The 15,534-nt window shown below is 69.6% G+C and carries 11 protein-coding genes; 5 read left to right on the top strand and 6 right to left on the bottom strand.

Annotation, left to right across the window (positions count from 1 at the left end):
* Positions 1 to 140 precede the first annotated feature (140 nt).
* Entirely contained in the window at positions 141 to 674 is a 534-nt protein-coding gene (locus E8D38_RS15625) for a hypothetical protein (protein WP_140632657.1), read from the top strand.
* Here the strand turns inward: E8D38_RS15625 and E8D38_RS15620 are convergent.
* Both E8D38_RS15620 and E8D38_RS15615 read right to left on the bottom strand, forming a co-directional pair.
* Positions 661 to 1,791, bottom strand: a complete 1,131-nt coding sequence (locus E8D38_RS15620; protein WP_140632654.1) for a M48 family metallopeptidase — start codon at positions 1,789 to 1,791, stop codon at positions 661 to 663. The two genes, E8D38_RS15625 and E8D38_RS15620, sit on opposite strands and share 14 nt — an antisense overlap.
* Positions 1,788 to 3,137 (bottom strand): YjgN family protein, encoded by a 1,350-nt coding sequence (locus E8D38_RS15615; RefSeq protein ID WP_181179165.1) that lies wholly within the window; start codon positions 3,135 to 3,137, stop codon positions 1,788 to 1,790. Before E8D38_RS15615 ends, E8D38_RS15620 begins: the two co-directional genes overlap by 4 nt.
* A gap of 151 nt (positions 3,138 to 3,288) precedes the next feature.
* On the opposite strand from E8D38_RS15615, the gene E8D38_RS15610 reads away from it, so the two are divergent.
* Positions 3,289 to 3,912, top strand: a complete 624-nt coding sequence (locus E8D38_RS15610) for a glutathione S-transferase N-terminal domain-containing protein (RefSeq protein ID WP_140632648.1) — start codon at positions 3,289 to 3,291, stop codon at positions 3,910 to 3,912.
* Here E8D38_RS15610 and E8D38_RS15605 read toward each other — a convergent pair whose 3' ends face one another.
* The 4 genes from E8D38_RS15605 to E8D38_RS15590 form a co-directional block, all read right to left on the bottom strand.
* Positions 3,913 to 5,850 carry a sensor histidine kinase gene (locus E8D38_RS15605; protein ID WP_140632645.1) on the bottom strand — a complete coding sequence of 646 codons (1,938 nt, stop codon included), beginning with the start codon at positions 5,848 to 5,850 and terminating at the stop codon, positions 3,913 to 3,915.
* Position 5,851: 1 nt separating this feature from the next.
* Positions 5,852 to 6,556, bottom strand: a complete 705-nt coding sequence (locus tag E8D38_RS15600) for a response regulator (protein ID WP_246099518.1) — start codon at positions 6,554 to 6,556, stop codon at positions 5,852 to 5,854.
* 81 nt (positions 6,557 to 6,637) lie between these two features.
* Positions 6,638 to 8,326, bottom strand: a complete 1,689-nt coding sequence (locus tag E8D38_RS15595) for an FMN-binding glutamate synthase family protein (RefSeq protein WP_140632642.1) — start codon at positions 8,324 to 8,326, stop codon at positions 6,638 to 6,640.
* Between the two features lie 75 nt (positions 8,327 to 8,401).
* Positions 8,402 to 11,605, bottom strand: a complete 3,204-nt coding sequence (locus E8D38_RS15590; protein WP_140632639.1) for a glycoside hydrolase family 3 N-terminal domain-containing protein — start codon at positions 11,603 to 11,605, stop codon at positions 8,402 to 8,404.
* 300 nt (positions 11,606 to 11,905) lie between these two features.
* Here E8D38_RS15590 and E8D38_RS15585 point away from each other — a divergent pair, with 300 nt between their 5' ends.
* Genes E8D38_RS15585 through E8D38_RS15575 form a run of 3 tightly spaced genes read left to right on the top strand, consistent with a single transcriptional unit; the run spans position 11,906 to position 15,366 of the window.
* Positions 11,906 to 13,222 carry a GH1 family beta-glucosidase gene (locus tag E8D38_RS15585; RefSeq protein WP_140632636.1) on the top strand — a complete coding sequence of 439 codons (1,317 nt, stop codon included), beginning with the start codon at positions 11,906 to 11,908 and terminating at the stop codon, positions 13,220 to 13,222.
* A 22-nt stretch (positions 13,223 to 13,244) separates the two neighbouring features.
* The gene (locus E8D38_RS15580; protein ID WP_140632633.1) at positions 13,245 to 14,480 is read left to right on the top strand and encodes an ABC transporter substrate-binding protein; all 1,236 of its coding nucleotides are present in this window, start codon (positions 13,245 to 13,247) and stop codon (positions 14,478 to 14,480) included.
* Positions 14,481 to 14,487: 7 nt separating this feature from the next.
* A complete protein-coding gene (locus E8D38_RS15575) occupies positions 14,488 to 15,366 on the top strand; it encodes a carbohydrate ABC transporter permease (protein WP_140632630.1) in 879 nt (292 codons plus the stop codon).
* Positions 15,367 to 15,534: the final 168 nt, after the last annotated feature.

Raw genomic sequence — 15,534 nt, 5'->3', positions numbered from 1 at the left:
TCGGCGGCTGGACTGCGCTGTCTGCGAGTCCTTCACACAGGGTTACCCGAAAACCGCTGGCAAACCCGGTGGCACGGCGCGGCATCGGTCCTGGATTCCGCGGCGACCACCACCACAGCCAGGGAAGGATCGAAGATGAAGTGCTTGCGCTGCCCAACGGCCTGGCCGTCACCCAGGACGGCCGGCTGCTGTTGGCCGACTACAGACTGCCGGGCGCCGCGGGTGTCGCCCGGGTGGCGCTCGACCTCACGGGCGAGCGGCCGCGCATCACCGCCTCCGAGCGCGACTGGCTCGCCGCAGCACACGGCATCGGCCACCCCAACAGGGTGCGCGTGCTGGGCCGCGAGTTGTTCGTGAGCGACTTCTCCTTCGTGAAGCGCTACCTGTTCGACGACCGCGCCGAGGTGCCGCTGTCGCTCACCTTGCCCGGCGGCGTCACGGTGAAGAACGAGGTGCGGGTGTTCCAGGGCGCCACCGCGGTGGACGACATCGAACCCTTCTGCTGCTCGGTGAAGCTCGGCCGTGCGCCGCTGTTCGACGGGCACGACGTTCTGATCACCGAAAAGGGGCTGCTCGGCGAATTCAGCAGCGACTACGGCAACCGGCTCTCACGGGTGAAGGCCGGCACCGACCTGTCGGACCCGGCCGCCTGCGCCAGCCTCAACGCCCGATAGGCGTGGGCATCGCCCGCGCCGCCTCGCGGAAGCGCGCAATGCGCTCCGCGTCGGCCGGGTGGCTCGAGAAGGCGATGCCCAGCAGCGACTCCTCACGGGCCTGGCCCGGCTCGGGCTTGCGCTCGCCCTCCTTGCGGCCGGCCTTGCCGGCGGCCTTCTCGTCGGCCCAGGCGCCGATCCTTTCGAAGAACACCACCATGGCCTCGGGCGATACGCCGGCCTTTTGCATGATGCGGATGGCTTCGCCGTCGGCTTCGCGCTCGGCGTCCCGCGAATAGCCGGCATGGCCCAGCAGCACCGGCAGGCCGGCGAACAGGCCGCTGAAGTCGCCGAAGGCCAGGCTCGAGACGGCGCCCAGCACCGTGACCTGCACCAGCGCACGCATGCCGTGCCGGTGGCGCACATGGCCCAGCTCGTGCGCCAGCACGCCGACGATGGCATCTTCGCGGCCGGCCACCAGCGTCACCAGCTCGTCGGTCATGACGATGGTGCCGCCCGGCAGTGCAAACGCATTGGGACCCAGCCCGCTCTTGTGGAATCGCAGCGTGTAGGCCGGAGCCTCGCCGGGCACGAACGCGGCCGCCACCGCCCGGTCGAAGGCGGCGCGCAATCGCTGCTGCTGGTCGGCGGGCAGCCGGGTCGGTTCGAGCCAGCCGTCGGGCAGCGACTCCAGCGCCACCTCGCCGACCTTTTCGTCCACCGACAACGGCACCAGCGCCACCACGCCGCGCGACAGCCACGGCAGACCCCAGACGTACAAGCTGCCCACCAGCAGCACGAGCGCCGCGACCGCACCGAAGACCCAGCGCCAGCTGCCCTCGACACGGGCCACCATCGAGGCCTCGAGTCCCGAAGCCGCCGCCCAGGCGTCCCATGCCGCGCCGTCTGCGCATTGCAGCGAGGCGCCGCTCGCAAAGTGCGCAAGGCGGGCGCCGCGCTGGCCGGCGGGCGGCCACTGCACCTGCGCCAGCGGCACGGCCAGCGCGATGCCGTTGCCGCGCAGGTAGAGCTGGCCGCCGCTCACATGGGCGCGCACCCGGTGCGCGCGAGCCTGGCGGCCGTCGAAGTAGTCGGCCTCGACGTGCGGCGAGGCCGTGGCTGCGGCGACGGCGCTCACCAGCCGAAGTCCAGGCCGAAAAGCTCTTCGCCCATCTCGGCCGCGGCGTCGCCGGCCTTCGGCCGCACGGCCATGGCCAGCTCCTCCGGCTCGACGCGCGACACCACCGTGATGGCCGCCAGCCGCATGCGGCGCGTGCTCACCACCGCCCACGGCCAGTAGAAGCCCATCGAGAACATCACCAGCAGCCAGTTCACCAGCTGCAGCTTGATGTAGGGGCCGAGCGCGAGCTGGCTGCGCAGGCGCACGTAGCGGTTGCCGGTTTTCGTCCAGGCCAGGTTCTGCATGCGCACGGTGAAGTAGGCCGGCGCCACGAGGTACACCACCACCACGCCGGCGAGCATCAGCGCGAACATGAGCGGCAGCAGCAGCACCACGCCGGCGCCGAACGAACTGCCGGCGCTGATGCCGGCCATGCCCGCCACGATCAGCACGATGGGCACGAGCACGATGCCGAAGGCGCGCAGGCACAGGGCATACACCGCGCGCAGCTCGCCTTTCCACTCGGTGCGCAGCTGCCCGAGGCGGAAATGGCTGTGCTGGTAGCGCTTCAGGCGCCAGAGGAAGTAAGGCAGGCCCAGCAGCATCAGGACGGCCGCGATCACCACGATGGCGTCGAGCGCCTGCAGCGTGGCCGGCGCGAGCCCCAGGTCGGCCTCATGGAACGCGGCCAGCGTGGCCGGCAGCAGGAACAGCAGCAGCGGCGGCGCCACCGCAGCGTAGGCCTCGCGCACCGAGCCCGAGAAACTGAAGCGCAGCCCGCACCAGCTGGTGTTGGCCAGCCGGAACTGCAAGGCGGCGCGCAGCATCAGCGGCCACAGGCCCGCGACGACGGCCGCCGCCAGCAGCCCGGAGAGGGGGGAGAACTCGCCCGCCACGCTGTAGGCCACCACCAGCAGCCCGGCCAGCATCGTGCCTCGCAGCATCTTGCGTGGTTCGCCGTGGAAGTCGAAGGCATGGCCGGCCAGTTGCGTGTGGCCATAGAACCAGCGCAGCTTGCGCACCTTGGCCCACGGGTAGTACAGGCCCAGCGTCACCAGCGTGAGCAGCAGGTTGACGATCCAGATGCGGAAATACTCACCGCCGGTTCCGCCGAACTCGATCGGCAGGTGATGCGCCTGCTGCGCCGCGCGCACGCGGCCGAACAGCGGCGCGGGCGACGTGGTCGGGTCGGCCGATACGCCGATGGAGCTCACCATGCCCACGACGTCGGAGCTGTCGACCACGATGCCGCCGATGTCGCTGACGCTGTCGGCCCCGCCGAAGCGCCCGCCGTGGGACGCGGGAAAGCTCGAATTCGCGCCGGCGCTGGCGGGATAGGCGCTGCTTGCGGGCATGTTCTTCATGGTGAGGCGCGATCTTGCACGCGCGTGCCGTGGCGGGACTCCCCCCGGAATAGGGAGACTGTAGCGGCCCGCCCACAGGCCTCCGGGAGACGGCGCAACACTAGAATGAATCGCTCGATTCCCTCCTGCGGGGTCTCTTCCCGCCCACGACATGAAACTCATCGGTTCGCTCACCAGCCCCTATGTGCGCAAGGTCCGCATCGTGCTGGCCGAGAAGAAGCTGGACTACCAGTTCGAACTCGAAGACGTGTGGTCGCCCAGCAGCACCATCGCGACCGCCAACCCGCTGGGCAAGGTGCCTTGTCTCGTGATGGAAGGCGGCGAGGCGATCTTCGACTCGCGCGTGATCGTCGAATACATGGACACCCTCTCGCCGGTCGGCAAGCTGATCCCGCCGACCGGGCGCGAGCGCGTGGAGGTGCGCACCTGGGAAGCGCTGGCCGACGGACTCATGGACGCGGCCATCCTCGCCCGCCTGGAACAGACCTGGAACGGCCGCACCGAGCTGCAGCGCTCGCCCGCCTGGGTGACGCGCCAGATGGACAAGGTGCACGCCTGCGTGCAGGCCATGGGCAAGGGCCTGGGCGACCGCGCCTGGGCCGCCGGCGGCCACTACACGCTCGCCGACGTAGCGATCGGCTGCGCGCTGGGCTACCTCGACTTCCGCTTCTCGCACATCGACTGGCGCGGCGCGCACCCCAACCTCGCGAAGCTGTACGACAAGCTGATGCAGCGGCAGAGCTTCATCGAGACCGCGCCGCCTGCCGCGGCTTGACTAGGCCGTACCAGCCTCGCCGAGCGGAATCCTCACCGACACTTCCCAGCCCTCTTCCTGCGGGCCGATCTCGAGTTCGGCCTTCAGGCTCTGGGCGCGCCGCCGGATGTTCGCCAGGCCGCGACCGCCGCCGGGCGCTGCCAGCGGCTCGCGTGCCGCGCCGGGCTCGGCCGACTGCGCTGCGCCGTTGTCCACCACGCTCAACCGCAGCTGCCGGCCTGCGGCGCCCATCAGATGTTCGAGGTGTTCGAGCCGCAGCCACACCGTGTTGGCACGCGCATGCTTGATCACGTTGGTGAAGGCCTCGCGCACGATGCGCAGCACATGCAGCGTGTCGGCCGCCGACAGCGTGACGTCACTGGCCGCCTCGTCGACCTGCCACACCACCCGGATGCCGGCGGCACGCAGCGACGGCTCGACCCGGAAGCGCAGCTCGGCCAGCGCCTCGACGACCGGCTGGGCCTCCGTCTCGAGCGAGTCGAGCGCCAGCCGCAGCTCGGTGAGGCAGTCGTCGAGGGCGAGCTTCAGCTCGCGCAGCGCTTCGGCCGGCTCCAGCGGCCCCGCACGCTGGGCCAGCGCCAGCGCGGCCACCAGCCGCCCGCCCAGGCCGTCGTGCATCTCGCGCAGGATGCGGTCGCGTTCGGCCAGCGTCGCCTGCTCGCGCTCGCGCAGGCGCGAGTTCTCGAAGGCCACCGCCAGCTCGTGCTCCTTGGCGGCGATGCGGTCGCGCAAGCCGCGGTTCAGCTCGCGCAGCCGGGCGCCCGAACGGGCGAAGTCGTTCACCAGCATCCAGGCGAGCGCCGCCATCAGCAGCACGATGGTGTAGCGCGCCCAGGTGTAGGCACCGTAGTCGTACTGCACCCGGAACACGTAGAAGTCGCGCGCGCCGACCACCACGCAGATGGCTGCGCAGGCGGTGAGCAGCAGCGCCGGGGTGGTGCGGTCGTGCACGGCCGCCTGCGCGAGCCGCACGAACAGCCACACCGCCAGCACCAGCATGCCCATCAGCACCAGCGAGCGCGGCCATGGCCAGCCGCCGGCCACGCCCAGGGTGGTGAGCGCGACGGCGGCCAAGCCCCCCAGCAGCAGCCAGCGCCGCACGCGCGGCCCTTCGCGGCCGACCATGGCCAGCGCATACAGCGACATCAGCACCACGAAGCCGACGTACGACACCTGGAAGCTCCAGTGCCGCAGTGCGAGCCAGGGCCCGCCGTCGCTGTTGAACAGCGCCGTCACGCGCCAGGCCCACAGCAGGCTCGCGATGCCGAACCAGGCGTAGCGCGCCTCGCGCGTGCGCCAGCCCAGCAGCAGGGCCAGCAGGCCCATCGCGGCCGAGGCCGATGCGACGAACCAGGCGCTGCGCACCTGCGCGGCCACGGCCCTCTGGTACAGCGGCTCCAGCTCGTGCAGCGGGCCCACCCACACTTCCGACAGGCCGGGCTCGCGGCCGGCCTCTCCGGTGACGTCGATGCGCAGTTCATTGCCGGTGGCCGCCACCAGCGCCTGCGGCAGCAGCACCAGCACCGGCTCGCGGCTGTAGTCGGCCTGCGGTGCATGCGCGCCGCCGTAGGACACGATGGCTTGGCCATCGAGCGACAGGCGGAACATGTTGCCGGCCCGGCGAATGAACACGGCGGACTGTTCGCCCTGGACGGCCGCGTCGGGCAGCGGCAGCCGGTAGGTTGCGGTGCCGCTGCGGGCCGGCGCGGTGGACTCCCAGGCATCGGGCAGGGCCACCACCTTGGGGGCGCCTCCTTCCGCCGGCTGCATCGACGCACTGCGGATCTCGACCGCCGCATCGACCCGGACCGGCGCCGGCGTCAGCAGCCAGGCCGCCAGTGCCAGGGCGGCCAGCCACAGTACCGCCGCCCAGGCGATGGCCGGGGTCGACCAGCGCCGGCGCGGCGGGCCGTCAGGCTCGTGCGTGCGGGGGGACACGCTAGCGTCGCGCCGCCGGCTGGCGCTGAGCCGCCAGCGACCGCTTGCCGAGCTGCAGCTTCTGGTAGATGTCGCGGATATGGGTGGCGACCTCGTTGGCCGAGGTGCGCAGCCGCTCGCCGATCTCTTCGGTGACGTAGCCCTGCGCCACGAGCTTGAGCACCGCGGCCTCGCGCTCGCTCAGCGTCGAGGCGCTGCCGGAGCCGGCATCGAGCTCGCCGAAGCCGGACTCGGCGAAGGCCGGGTCGCGAAAGCGCTTGAGCACGTAGCGGGCAATGGCCGGCGAGATGGGCGACTCGCCGCGCGCCGCCTGCTGCACCGCACGGATGAGCTCGTCCGAGGTGCAGCCCTTGAGGAAGTAGCCGTCGGCACCGGACTCGATGGCGTTGATGACACGCGACTCGTCGCCGAACACCGAGAACACCAGGATGTGCGGATGCCAGCCCGGTGTGCCGCCGGCCTGGTGGGTGTGGTGGTGATGGTCGAGCTCGCCGATCAGCTCGGTGCCGTCGCCGTCGGGCAGTCCGAGATCGGACAGCAGCACGTCGGGCTTGCACTGGGGCAGCTGGCTGCGCGCGGTGGCCAGCCGGTCGGCATGGCCGACGCAGCGGATGCCTTCGGCGGCGTTGAGCGCGTCCTGGACATGCCGCGAAACAAGAGGGTCGTCTTCGACGAGGTAGACGGTGAGCACGTCCTGTGAGGCCATCGGGGCCGTCCTGCTGGGTTGGTCGCGCGGATTCTGCGGACCGGGCCAGGCAGCGGCCACCCCACGAGTGAGGGGCGAGCCCTACGCAGGCACGGGAATCGTGCCGAGTGCCGCGGGCGCCGCGGCCAGGGCGCCGGCCACCGCGAAGCTCTCGGCCCGTGCCATGGGCCAGTAGAGGCGGTACACGTTGTGCGGCCAGTCGGCCTCGCCGCGGTCGGCTGCCAGCAGCGCCCCCGGTTTCACGAACGGCAACAGGTTCGACAGCAGCCGGACCTCGTGGTCGGCGGTGCGGCGCACGATGTGGGCGGCGGTGATCTCGCCGGGATGCCTGAGCCCGGCCGCCTGCACCAGCTCCTTCAGCGCCTCGAGCGTCTGCTCGTGGAAGCGGTACACGCGCTCTGCCTTGCCCGGCACCACCAGCGCGCGCTGGCGCAGCGGGTCCTGGGTGGTCACGCCGGTCGGGCAATGGCCGGTGTGGCAGCTTTGCGCCTGGATGCAGCCCAGCGCGAACATGAAGGCGCGGGCCGAATTGCACCAGTCGGCGCCCAGGGCCATCAGCCGGGCGATGTCGAAGGCGCTCACCACCTTGCCCGCGCAGCCGATGCGGATGCGGTCGCGCAGGTTCAGGCCGACCAGCGTGTTGTGGACCAGCAGCAGGCCTTCCTGCAGCGGCGCGCCCACATGGTCGGTGAACTCCAGCGGCGCGGCGCCGGTGCCGCCCTCCGCGCCGTCGACCACGATGAAGTCCGGCGTGATGCCGGTGGCCAGCATGGCCTTCGCCATCGCGAACCATTCCCACGGGTGGCCGATGCACAGCTTGAAGCCGGTGGGCTTGCCGCCCGAGAGTTCGCGCAGCCGTTCGATGAACCGCATCATCTCGATGGGTGTGTCGAACGCGCTGTGGCGCGAGGGCGAGATGCAGTCGACCCAGGGCGGCACGCCGCGCGCCGCCGCGATCTCCAGCGTGACCTTGGCACCGGGCAGCACGCCGCCATGGCCGGGCTTGGCGCCCTGGCTGATCTTCAGTTCGATGAGCTTGACCTGCGGGTCTCGGGCGTTTTCGGCAAAGCGTTCGGCGTTGAAGCTGCCGTCGTCGTTGCGGCAGCCGAAGTAGCCCGAGCCGATCTCCCAGATCAGGTCGCCGCCGTGTTCGCGGTGGTAGCGCGAGATGCTGCCTTCGCCGGTGTCATGCGCGAAGCGCCCCTTGCGGGCGCCGGCATTGAGTGCCCGGATGGCATTGGCCGACAGCGAGCCGAAGCTCATGGCCGAGATGTTGTAGATGCTGGCGCTGTAGGGCTGCGCGCGGGTTTCGCCGATGGTGAGGCGGAAGTCGTGCGAGTCCAGCGTGGTGGGCGCGATGGAGTGGTTGATCCATTCGTAGCCGTGCGCGCCCACGTCCATCTGCGTGCCGAACGGACGCTTGTCGGCGTCGCCCTTGGCGCGCTGGTACACCAGCGAGCGCTGGGTGCGCGAGAACGGCGCCGCCTCGTTGTCGCCCTCGATGAAGTACTGCCGCATCTCGGGGCGGATGAACTCCAGCAGGAAGCGCAGGTGGCCGATGACCGGGTAGTTGCGCAGCACCGAGCGCTGGGTCTGCTGCACGTCGTGGAAGCCGGTGATGACCAGCGCGGCGAACAGCAGCGTCCAGAACACCGCGTCGCCGATGGCGACCCACACGAGTGCGCTGAGGAAGAACCCGACCGCGCAGAGCAGCCAGGCGGCATAGCGGATCGGGAAGTGCTCGTTGAGCTTCAGCAGCCAAAGCGGCATGGGCGCTCCTTCTCCTGGAAGAGAGCGCCCATGCTAGCGGCGACAGGGCCTGCCGCCGCTCAGGGTTGTTGCCGGCTACTGCGTCGACAGCATGACGTTGCGCACCTGGAAGTGCACACCCTGCTGGCTGTCCCACACCGGGAAGATGCCGAAGGGCACCGAGATGTTCTCCAGGCTGAAGCACTCGTTGTTCTTCTGCGCGGCCACGTCGGCAACATTGAGGACCAGGGAGTGGAACTGCCCGTCGGCCGGCACCGAGGCCTGCGGCACGATGTAGTCGACGTTGCGGCAGCCGTCGCCCGGGCTTTCCATCTTGATGGCCAGGCCCGCGGTGTTGCTCCCCCAGCTCAGCACCTTCACCTCGAAGCTCAGCTTGCCGGCGGCGGCATAGTTGGCCAGGTTGATCGGACCGCCGCCGCCGATGGTGACGATGCCGTTGCCGCCGTCGGCCAGGAACTGCAGGTCCATGACCCCGGTCGTGGTGGCCGCGTCGGCCACCACGTGCGTGCCGTTGGTGGACCAGGTGCCCAGCGAGAAGCCGGCCAGGAAGCTGCCGTCGGTGCCGAACAGCGTGGCGCTCGGCCCGGGCAGCGGGTCGATCACCGGCGGGGGAGGCGGCACGAGCGCGTCGCAGGCCAGCGCATCGGCGTCCTTCGCCGCGTTGATCTGCCAGCGGATGTCGGCGAAGGTCGCGGTGAAGGGCTTGTCGGTGAAGACCAGGAAGGGCACGTCGATGCCGGTGAAGTCGGTGCCTTTGGCAAGGAAGCAGGCCAGCGGGATCTTCAGCGTGCGCCTGGTGTCCAGCGGCAGCCCCTTGAGCACGGTGGTCGCGTCGAGTTCGCCGATGCACGGGTAGGTGCAGTCCACGCGCATCTTCACGTTGCCTTGCGGCGCCTGGTTCACCGACACGTCGAACACCAGCGCCGCCTCGGCGGTGAGGTAGCCCGAGTAGTCGGTCTTCACGCCGACGGACTGCGCCATGAACTGGCCGGTGGAGGTCCAGGTGACCTTCTTCGCGTCCTGCTGGACGTTGAGCTGCGCGGTCTCGACCTTCACATGGCCGTCGCTGGTGACCACGGCGTTGTTGAGGTCCGAGCCCACCGGCAGCGACCAGTTGGGCGGCGAGCCGATGTAGAGCTTGTGCAGCGGACTTTCGACCTGGCGGAACACGACGAGGTCTTCGGTGGCTGCCGGGCCGTTGGGCGTGGTCTGGCCGCAGCCGAGGGCGGGCGTGGTCTCGTCCAGCGCTGGCACGCTGCCGCCGCTGCCATAGGACAGGCCATAGCCGTAGGCGAACAGCGGGTCGTAGCTGGCGTCGCCCTTGTTCAGCGGCACCTGGCAGGCCGCCTTGGGCCACGAGAACGACAGCCTGCCGGTGAAGTCGAAGTTCACCGAGCCGTCGGCCTTGCGGAACAGCACGTCGGCGATGCCCTTGCCTTCGGTGCCGGGCAGCCAGGCGGCCACGAACGCATCGCTGCGGTTGAGTTCCTTGTTGGCCCACACCGGCCGGCCCGCCAGCAGCACCGTCACCACCGGCACGCCCTTGCCGGTCACCAGGTCGAGCACGGCCAGGTCTTCCGGGTAGCGCCGGGCATGCTCCAGCGTGCCGGACTTGCCGATGTCGCCCACGCCTTCGGCATAGGGCGTCTCGCCGATCACCGCGATCACCGCCTTGAAGTCGGCCACGTTCACGCCATTGCCGGTGGCCGAGTAGACGACGTTGGCATCGCCCGCGGCCTCGCGGATGCCGGCCAGCACCGAGTCGGCGTTCGGGAAGTCGGCGTTGGTGTTGCTCGTGCCCTGCCAGGTGAGCGACCAGCCGCCGTTCTGGTTGGACAGGTTGTCGGCGTTCTTGCCGACCACGAGGATCTTCTCGCCGCGTGCCAGCGGCAGCACGCTGTTGGCGTTCTTCAGGAGCACCAGCGACTTGCGCACCGCCTCGCGGGCGAGGTCGCGGTGCTGCAGGGCGGCAGCGTCGCCGGCGCCGCTGCGCAGCGAGGGCTTCGTGGAGACGGTCTGTCCGTTCTCGATCTTCATGAGCCCCGAACGCAGCTTCACCCGCAGGATGCGCTTGACCGCATCGTCGATGCGGGCCATCGGGATCTCGCCGGCCTCGACCGAGGCGATGGTGTTGGCGATGAAGGCCTTCCAGTCGTTGGGCACCATCACCAGGTCGATGCCCGCGTTGATGGCCACCGGGCACGACGAGTTGGTGCACTGGCGCTCGACGCCCTGCGCATCGGTGTACTTCACCTGGCCGATGCCGTCCCAGTCGGAGACCACCAGGCCGTCGAAGCCCATCTTCACCTTGAGCACGTCGGTCAGCAGGTACTTGTTGCCGTGCATCTTGGTGTTGGCGAAGTTCAGGGCGGTGCCGTCGGGCGCCGTGCCCTGGAAGGTCCAGCTGTTGAACGAAGCCATCACCGTCTGCGCACCGGCGGCGAGCGAGGTGTAGTAGCCCGCGCCATGGACGTTGATCATGTCGGTGAGGCTGGCCTTGTTCTCGCCCTGGTCCTTGCCCTGGTCGGTGCCGCCGTCGCCGATGTAGTGCTTGGCGGTGGCCACGACGGTGGGCCGGCCCGAGGCGGCGAAGCGGCCCTGCAGGCCGGTGGTGTAGCGCCCGCCGTAGCTGGCCACGATGGCCGGATCTTCCGAGAAGCCTTCGTAGGTGCGGCCCCAGCGATCGTCGCGCACCACGGCCAGCGTGGGCGCGAAGGTCCAGTCGATGCCGGTGGCCACCACCTGCTTCGCCACCGCCGCGCCGATGCGCTCGATCAGCTCGGGGTCGTTGGCCGCGCCCAGGCCGATGTTGTGCGGGAAGAGGGTGGCGCCGAAGACGTTGTTGTGCCCGTGCACGGCATCGGTGCCCCAGATCACCGGGATCTTCACCGCCATGTCGGTGTTCATGGAGGCCTGCCAGTAGGCGTCGGCCAGCGCCAGCCAGTCGGCTGCGGTGGCCCGCTTGTCGTTGTTGGGCCAGGCGCCGCCGCCGTTGAGCACCGAGCCGATGTAGTACTGCGTCACCTCTGCCGGCGTGATGGCGGTGATGTTGGGCTGGGTCATCTGGCCCACCTTCTGCGCCAGCGTCATGCCCGCCACGATGGTGCCGATCTGCGCCTCCTGCGCCGCCTCGGGCGCGATGGCGCTGGTGATCCTCGGCCAGTCCGACAGGCCGGAGGACGGCGGTGGCGCATCGTCATCGCCGCCGCCGCAGGCAGCCAGCGCCGCGGCCAGCGCCAGCGAGAGCGCGCCGGCCTGCAGCTTCCATGTGTTCTTCATGCTGTCTCCTCGAATCGTGGCCCGCCGTGGAACCGATTCCACCGCGGGAGCCGAACTCTAGGAGTTCTTATCGAAGCCTTTCCACTAGGTTAACTACTTATTAAAGGTGGACCGACACTTGCCCGATGCTGCACCTCCTTCATGAAACCGCAGTCTTCAAGGGTTAGCCCCCATACGCCAGGGCGCATCGACTGCTCCAATCGCACAAACTGGAATCGGTTCCAGTTAACGAAAGGTTAAGTTTTGGACCAGGCCGTGCTGTCTTCTGCCTCGGGTGTGGCACCGCCCGAGGGCTCTGCCATGTGGCGCCGCGATTTCCTGTTCGGCGCCGCCACCGCCGCCTACCAGATCGAGGGCGCCGCCGGCGAAGACGGCCGCCTGCCCTCGATCTGGGACACCTACTGCGCCACGCCCGGCCGGGTGGTCAACGGCGACAGCGGCGCGGTGGCCTGCGACCACTACCACCGCTGGGAGTCCGACCTCGCGCTGCTCAAGCAGCTGGGCTTCGACGCCTACCGGCTGTCGATCGCCTGGCCACGGGTCATCGGCCTGGACGGCCAGCTCAACCCGCGGGGCGTGGACTTCTACAAGCGGCTGCTCGACCGCCTGCAGCAGCAGGGCCAGAAGGCCTTCGTGACGCTCTACCACTGGGACCTGCCGCAGCACCTGCAGGACCGCGGCGGCTGGCTCAACCGCGACACCGCCCACCGCTTCGCCGACTATGCGGAGCGCATCGGCCGCGAGCTGGCCGGCCGGGTGAGCGCCTGGACCACGCTCAACGAGCCCTGGTGCTCGGCCCATCTGGGGCATGGCGAAGGCCGCCATGCGCCGGGCCTCGCCGACACCCGCTATTCGGTCGAGGCCATGCACCACCTGCTGCTGGGCCACGGCCTGGCCTGCGCGGCCCTGCGCAGCAGCGACCGGGCCCCGGTCGGGCTGGTGCACAACATCAATGCGGTGAGTGCCGCCAGCGACAGCGCGGCCGACCGCCAGGCGGCCCGCCTCGCGCACGCCTGCTCCAGCCACTGGGTGCTGGACCAGGTGCTGCTGGGCCGCTACCCGGAGGCGATGCGCGAGCTGTGGCCGCTGGCCGAGCCGCCGGTGCGCGACGGCGACATGGAGACCATCCGCGCGCCGCTCGACTACCTGGGCATCAACTACTACTTCCGCCAGGTGGTGAAGAGCGACGGTGCCCACGGTTTCGTCGACGCGCCGTTGCCCGGCGTGGAGCGCACGCAGATGGGCTGGGAGGCCCACCCCGACGGCCTGCGCGACCTGCTGGTCGAGTTCAGGCAGCGCTATGCGAACCTGCCACCGATCTACATCACCGAAAACGGCATGGCCAGCGACGACCACGTGCAGGCCGGCCGCGTGCACGACGAGCAGCGCACCCGCTACCTGAAGCGACACTTCGCCGCGGTGGACGAAGCCATGCGGCAGGGCGTGGACGTGCGCGGCTATTTCGTCTGGTCGCTGCTCGACAACTTCGAGTGGGCGTTCGGCTACGAAAAACGCTTCGGCGTCGTGCACGTGGACTACCAGACCCAGCAACGCACGCCCAAGGACAGCGCGCTGGCGCTGCAGGCATTCTTCACGCGCCGCGCGCAGACGGCGTGATCCCAACCGAGAGGAGACGAACATGACGAAACTGCACACCCTGGCCGCGGCCCTCGGCCTGGCCTTCGCGGCGGCGTCCGGCGCCCAGGCGCAGGCCCGCGCCGAGGTGATCCACTGGTGGACCTCCGGCGGCGAATCGGCCGCCGTGAAGGAGTTGGCCGAGGCCTACAGGAAGGCCGGCGGCACCTGGGTGGACAGCGCGGTGGCCGGCGGCGAAGCAGCCCGCGCGCAGGCCATCAACCGCATCGTCGGCGGCACGCCGTCCACCGCGGCCCAGTTCAACACCTCCAAGCAGTTCCACGACGTGATCGACGGCGGCCTGCTCAACAACGTGGACGAGGTGGCGAAGCAGAACAACTGGGACCAGCTGCTGCCGGCCCCGATCCTCAACTCGATCAAGGTCAAGGGCCACTACTACGCGGTGCCGGTGAACATCCACATGCCGGCGTGGTTCTGGTATTCGAAGGCCGCCTTCGCCAAGGCCGGCATCAAGGACGAACCCAAGACCCCCACCGAATTCTTCGCCGCGCTCGACAAGCTCAAGGCGGCCGGCGTGGTGCCGCTGGCGCTCGGCGGCCAGCCATGGCAGGAGAAGCTCACCTTCGACGCGCTGCTCGCGCACATGGGCGGCGCCGAGCTGTACCTCAAGGTCTACCGCGACCGCGACGCGAAGGCAGTGCAGAGCGACGCCTTCAAGAACGTGCTGGCCTCCTTCAAGCGCCTGAAGAACTACGTGGACCCGGGCTCGGCCGGCCGCAACTGGAACGACGCCACCTCGATGGTCATCGCCGGCAAGGCCGGGGTGCAGATCATGGGCGACTGGGCCAAGGGCGAGTTCCAGGCGGCCAACCAGACGGCGGGCAAGGAGTTCGGCTGCTTCCCCGGCTTCGGGCCGAAGTCGCCCTACATCATCGCGGGCGACGTCTTCGTGTTCCCGAAGACCAGCGACGCCAGCCAGATCAAGGCCCAGCACCTGCTGGCGACCACCTTCACCTCGCCGGCCACGCAGGTGGCCTTCAACAACAAGAAGGGCTCGATCCCGATCCGCACCGACGTCGATGCGAAGTCGATGGACATCTGCGCCCAGGCCGGCCTGCAGGTCATGAAGGACGCCTCGCGCCACCTGCCCAACCCGGAGATGCTGGTTTCACCCGATGTGAACGGCGTGATGCAGGACATCATCACCAAGTTCTGGAACACCAACCAGTCGACCGACGAGGTGGCCAAAGCCTTCGCGTCGGCAGTGAAAGGCAGCTGAACCCGACATGCGACGACCCCGCCACCTGGCCGCCCACGCGGCGCTGCTGCCGATGGCGGCCACGGTGATCCTGGCCTACCTGGGCACGGTCGCGTGGTCGGTGCGCATTTCGTTCAGCGGTTCGCGCACGCTGCCGCTGTCCGACTTCGTCGGCCTCGCGCAGTACGAGCGCCTGTTCGGCACCGAACGCTGGATCCTTTCGCTGCAGAACATGGCGCTGTTCGGGGTGCTGTTCATCAGCGCCTGCCTGGTGCTCGGCTTCCTGCTCGCGGTGTTCATCGACCAGCAGGTCCAGGGCGAGGGCCTGCTGCGCACCGTCTTCCTCTACCCGTATGCGATGAGCTTCGTCGCCACCGGCCTGGTGTGGCAGTGGATGCTCAACCCGGAGCTGGGCCTGCAGTCCACCGTGCGGGGGCTGGGTTTCGAGGGCTTCACCTTCGACTGGATCGTGCGGCAGGACGCGGTGATGTACGCCATCGTGCTGGCCGCCGTGTGGCAGGCCTCGGGCCTGGTGATGGCCCTGCTGCTGGCCGGCCTGCGCGGCATCGACGAAAGCCTCTGGAAGGCCGCCCGCATCGACGGCATCCCGAAGTGGCGCTTCTACCTGAGCGTGGTGCTGCCGATGCTGGGGCCCTCGTTCGCCACCGCGCTGGTGCTGCTGGCGGTGGCGGTGGTCAAGGTGTTCGACGTGGTGGTGGCCATGACCCAGGGCGGCCCCGGCCTGGCCAGCGAGGTGCCGGCCAAGTTCATCATCGACCACCTGTTCGGCCGCGCCAACATCGGGCTCGCCTCGGCCGCCTCCACCGTGCTGCTGCTCACCGTGCTCGCGGTGGTCACGCCGTGGTGGTACGCCAGGCAGCGCGCGGGTCGCGGGGTTGGACGATGAGACGTTCACGGGCCGAGCGCCGGGCCGCTCCCAAGCCGGCCCGCATCCCCTTCTATGAGACCCGCTTTGTCAAGCGCGTCGTTCATGGGGGTTTGTTGGAGGATGTCGTTGGGGTTTGCCTTCCCGCTGGCCGGAAGGGGCGCAGGGGATGGGTGGTGGGGTGGATCT

The sequence above is a fragment of the Methylibium rhizosphaerae genome (assembly GCF_006386545.1).
GTDB lineage: Bacteria > Pseudomonadota > Gammaproteobacteria > Burkholderiales > Burkholderiaceae_C > Pseudorivibacter > Pseudorivibacter rhizosphaerae.
The sequence above is the reverse complement of the archived record's forward strand: the minus strand, read 5'-3'. Positions and strand labels throughout refer to the sequence as shown.

Bases quoted from the DNA above. Each gene is read 5' to 3' on its own strand.
- E8D38_RS15615 (WP_181179165.1), bottom strand. From the start codon at position 3,137: ATGAAGAACATGCCCGCAAGCAGCGCCTATCCCGCCAGCGCCGGCGCG.
- E8D38_RS15610 (WP_140632648.1), top strand. From the start codon at position 3,289: ATGAAACTCATCGGTTCGCTCACCAGCCCCTATGTGCGCAAGGTCCGC.
- E8D38_RS15600 (WP_246099518.1), bottom strand. From the start codon at position 6,556: ATGGCCTCACAGGACGTGCTCACCGTCTACCTCGTCGAAGACGACCCT.
- E8D38_RS15595 (WP_140632642.1), bottom strand. From the start codon at position 8,326: ATGCCGCTTTGGCTGCTGAAGCTCAACGAGCACTTCCCGATCCGCTAT.
- E8D38_RS15590 (WP_140632639.1), bottom strand. From the start codon at position 11,605: ATGAAGAACACATGGAAGCTGCAGGCCGGCGCGCTCTCGCTGGCGCTG.
- E8D38_RS15585 (WP_140632636.1), top strand. From the start codon at position 11,906: ATGTGGCGCCGCGATTTCCTGTTCGGCGCCGCCACCGCCGCCTACCAG.
- E8D38_RS15580 (WP_140632633.1), top strand. From the start codon at position 13,245: ATGACGAAACTGCACACCCTGGCCGCGGCCCTCGGCCTGGCCTTCGCG.
- E8D38_RS15575 (WP_140632630.1), top strand. From the start codon at position 14,488: ATGCGACGACCCCGCCACCTGGCCGCCCACGCGGCGCTGCTGCCGATG.